Raw genomic sequence first — 3,862 nt, 5'->3', positions numbered from 1 at the left:
TGCTTTTTCTGCTTCTTGCCCAACAGTGCGGAAAGAAAGGATAAACCATCTGCCTGCTTTGGCACGGGTTGCCCGGTGATCTCTGCCATAGTGGGTATAACATCCCAAAAGGCACTGATGTGATCGCTCTCACTCCCCGGCTTGATCTTACCTGGCCAGCGGGCCAGGAAGGGAGAATTGATTCCACCTTCATAAAGATCGCGCTTGATGCCCCGCAGTGGCCCGTTGGAATCCCAGAAATTCGGATTATGACCTCCCTCACTGTGAGTCCCGTTGTCGCTGGCGAAAAGGACCAGGGTATTGTCATCCACTCCCAGCTCTTTCAAAATATTGAGCAAATGCCCAACCTGGTTGTCGAAATTTTCCATCATCGCAGCATATCCAGCGATTGGGTTTACCACATTCGGACAGGGTTCTCCGGGACCCGCTCCGTATTTGCCTATCCGTTGGTCAAACTCGGGATACACCTTACGCCATTTCTCATGCAGCTCTTTGGGGGCATGCATTGCCGCATGGGGTACCGCAGTCGGAATGTAGCAGAAGAAAGGTTTTTTCTGTTTCACACTCTTTTCGATAAAGGAAAATGCATCATCCATGATCATATCATGAATATAGGTTCCTTCTTTAAGAGGGATTTCCTTCCCATCCCGCACGATGCTGGTTGGATAATAAGTGTGGGCAATCATCTGGTTTTTCCACCCCGAAAAATGGTCAAAACCGTGGGATAATGGATTTTGGGCACCAGCTTCATTGGTATGCCCAAGTCCCCACTTACCGAATGCACCCGTGGCATAACCGGCATTTTTAAAAATTTCAGGCAAGGTCGTCATCTTGGGATCAAGGGCGAGGCCAGGCTCATTTCCATTTCCGCGGCAGTGCACATGGCCCGGATGTTGTCCGGTCATCAATACCGCCCGGGAAGGTGAACATACGGTATTGCCCGAATAATGGCTGGAGAACTTCATCCCTTCCTTGGCCAAACGATCAAGGCTCGGTGTCTTTAATTTCTTTTGTCCATAGCATCCAAGATCTCCCTTCCCCAAGTCATCTGCCAAGATATAGATGACATTGGGGGGTGTTTTTTCTTGGGCAAAGACAGAAAGTGCTAGGTAAAATGCTATAAAGTAGGTGGAAAATATCTTAAAATTAAACATACCCCGCACCTTGCCTAATTAGGCAAAACCGGGCAAACCCATATTGAATAATTTTTCCAAAAAAAAGGGAGGCGTCCAAAAACGCCTCCCTCTTAATAAGATTAATCCCTGATCTGCTCGTCAGTCTTTTCGACTGAGAACTGACATCACGATTAACAAGGCCACAATACTGGCCAAGCTGGCGCCCGCTCCAACGAAGGAGTTCACCACGCCGGTGATATTTCCGATGATATCAATTCCACCACCACCGGTACCGAACACAACTTGAACTACTACGAGTAGTCCAATCGCGCCGATAAGGATTTCTGTAAGGCCGCCTATGGCTTCCTTGAGTTTACTTGCTACATTATCCATGTTTTTATCTCCCCACTTTTAGGTTAGGTTTGTTTCAGTATTTTCAGGTCTGTAAAGGAAGCAAAACTTCACTTACTTCGCTGAAAAATTGCTAAGATCAACAAGATCGCAATCAAACCGACGAATCCATTCTGACCGCCTATCTGGTTTACAATTTGCGTAATGTTCGCGATGACGCTTCCCCCGAAGATCGCCCCGGTCCCGAAAACGATTTCCACGATTACACCTAATGCAATCAATCCGATTCCTACTTGTGACACGAGCTTGATCCACTCATGCAACTGCGAGATCATATCTTTCATTTATTTTCCCTCTCTGTTGAGTTTCAGAGCCAAGGGAGCCCCCTTTCGGGCAAGCCGAAATCTATTAAGAGCATCCACCATCCTTGACATCACCTTTATAAATCAGAACAGCTAATACAGATACAGTCAATAGCTAATTATTAAAGTTATTCATGGCTGGAGATAATATATTTCATAAACTGTATCCACAAAACCTTAAAACATGATCGGGAACCTAAGCCCCTGAATAATTTACAGTAACAATGATTAAGGCAAAGAGGGGGAAAGAGATAGAGGAAAGGTAAAATCAGAAGAACTCCTCAGGGAAAAGTCCCGAAGAAGCTATTACTTCTTTGATTTTAAAAGGTGGCGCACCCGGTCATATTCTGGGTTGATGCATTTATCCCCCCATCTTTTTAGGGTCGACAGTAAACCAAGGTCTGATTCCGGCAGTTGCCCCTTGTCTCCTGTTTCCTGTATCCACTCTGCCAGCAATTTACGATGACGTTTCAATTCGGCTTTGAATTTGGGATCCGTGGCAAGATTGTAAATCTCATGAGGATCATTCTCCAAATCATATAGTTCCTCAGCCGGACGCTTATCTGAAAAGAAAACCTTCTGTACCTCATTCATTTTTCTCTCTGCCATTAAGCGGCGAAAATCCTTTGAGACTTGCCAGGGGTCTTTGTAGCTTGGTTGCATGTAAGGACGGTCGGTCAGGTAATTCTTCAAATACTTGAACCGTTTGGTGACAATTGCCCGAATGTGGTCGATGGTGTAATCACAGCGGTCCCGGGCAGCGACCACGAATTCTCGGGGTTTGTGGTTTTTTGAAAGAAAATCTCTGCCCTCCATATAATCGGGCACTTTTATTCCAGCCGTGGCCAGACTGGCTGCAGATAGATCGATACCACTAACAAGATCATCCCGAACTCCACCCTTCTCTATCCCAGCACCTGATACAATCAAGGGCATATGAATACCACCTTCGTAGAGGAACTGTTTGTGACGGTGCAATTTCATCCCATGATCGCTGAACAAAAAGATGCGGGTATTCTCGTAGAGCTTTTTCTCTTTCAAGTACCCGACAATCTGCCCGACCTGCCGGTCGGTCTTGAGGAGGCAGTTATAGTGCTCCGCAATCAAGCTTCGAACCGATGGAATATCAGGGTAATAAGGGGGCACTTTTACCTGCTCAGGTTGTACCACTTTGAATCCCTGAGGGCCTCCCTTGCCTCCAGACAATTGTACCTGTAAAAAGAAGGGCTTCTCTACCCTGCCCTCGAGCATTTCCCCTGAAATAAAGGCATCGGGGTTCAATCTGCTTTGCTTACCATAATCATAAAGCTTACCCGAATCCCAATCGAAATTATAATCATCCTTCGAATGATTGGCAGTCCAGTACCCATTTTTCCGAAAAATTTCTGGAATGGTGAGAATATCCAGTACATTCCGATCATACTCTCCCATATTTTTACCCCTAAAGTTGGCTCGGCAGGAACGGTGATTATGGGCTCCAATGCTTGTTTGCATCATACCGGTAAGAATGGCAGAACGGGTGGCAGAGCATACACCTGCCGGTGTGTAAAACCGGTCAAAGCGGATGCCCTCTTTAGCCAATTGATCAATATTGGGTGTATCAATCAGTGTTTCCCCGTAGCAACTGAACCAACCGCTCACATCCTCCAAATAAATCCATAGAACATTGGACCTTTTATCCTTGGCCTGAATCATGATGAAAAAAAAGAACATAAAATAACTAATAAAAAGAAGGATTTTCATAAATTCTTACTACATCTGGAGTTGGTTGAGTGAAAGAATAAACTTTGGACAATGAATTATTATATATCAGAAGGGATGGTGAAAAAGTTTCGGCTCGTTCAACAGTTGGCATTTGATAAGATGATATCCCACATGGAAGAACTAAGTATAATAACAAATTTGTCTCACGAATTCGGCACACCGGAATATGTTAAAGGTGGAGGCGGGAACACTTCTTACAAAGATGCCTCTACCCTATGGGTTAAACCATCAGGCACTACTCTCTCCGGTTTAAAAGAGGAAACTTTTGTA

General features: G+C 45.2%; 4 protein-coding genes and 1 pseudogene. 1 reads left to right on the top strand and 4 read right to left on the bottom strand.

Translation table 11 applies throughout. The features are described 5' to 3' along the window. The 4 genes from ACKPQ4_RS01255 to ACKPQ4_RS01240 form a co-directional block, all read right to left on the bottom strand. Positions 1 to 1,154, bottom strand: a 1,154-nt coding sequence (locus ACKPQ4_RS01255) for an arylsulfatase (protein ID WP_407679394.1), incomplete at its 3' end; no start/stop codon positions are given. Between the two features lie 120 nt (positions 1,155 to 1,274). Then, the gene (locus tag ACKPQ4_RS01250) at positions 1,275 to 1,508 is read right to left on the bottom strand and encodes a hypothetical protein (RefSeq protein ID WP_407679393.1); all 234 of its coding nucleotides are present in this window, start codon (positions 1,506 to 1,508) and stop codon (positions 1,275 to 1,277) included. Positions 1,509 to 1,576: 68 nt separating this feature from the next. Further along, on the bottom strand, positions 1,577 to 1,810 hold the full coding sequence (locus ACKPQ4_RS01245; protein ID WP_407679392.1) for a hypothetical protein: 234 nt from the start codon (positions 1,808 to 1,810) through the stop codon (positions 1,577 to 1,579). A gap of 324 nt (positions 1,811 to 2,134) precedes the next feature. Beyond that, positions 2,135 to 3,541 (bottom strand): sulfatase family protein, encoded by a 1,407-nt coding sequence (locus tag ACKPQ4_RS01240; RefSeq protein WP_407679391.1) that lies wholly within the window; start codon positions 3,539 to 3,541, stop codon positions 2,135 to 2,137. A gap of 81 nt (positions 3,542 to 3,622) precedes the next feature. Here ACKPQ4_RS01240 and ACKPQ4_RS01235 point away from each other — a divergent pair. Next, positions 3,623 to 3,862 (top strand): annotated as a pseudogene (locus tag ACKPQ4_RS01235) (hypothetical protein); the annotation flags it as partial.

The sequence above is a fragment of the Candidatus Chordibacter forsetii genome, from assembly GCF_964187505.1.
Lineage (GTDB): Bacteria > Verrucomicrobiota > Verrucomicrobiia > Opitutales > Seribacteraceae > Chordibacter > Chordibacter forsetii.
The sequence above is the reverse complement of the archived record's forward strand: the minus strand, read 5'-3'. Positions and strand labels throughout refer to the sequence as shown.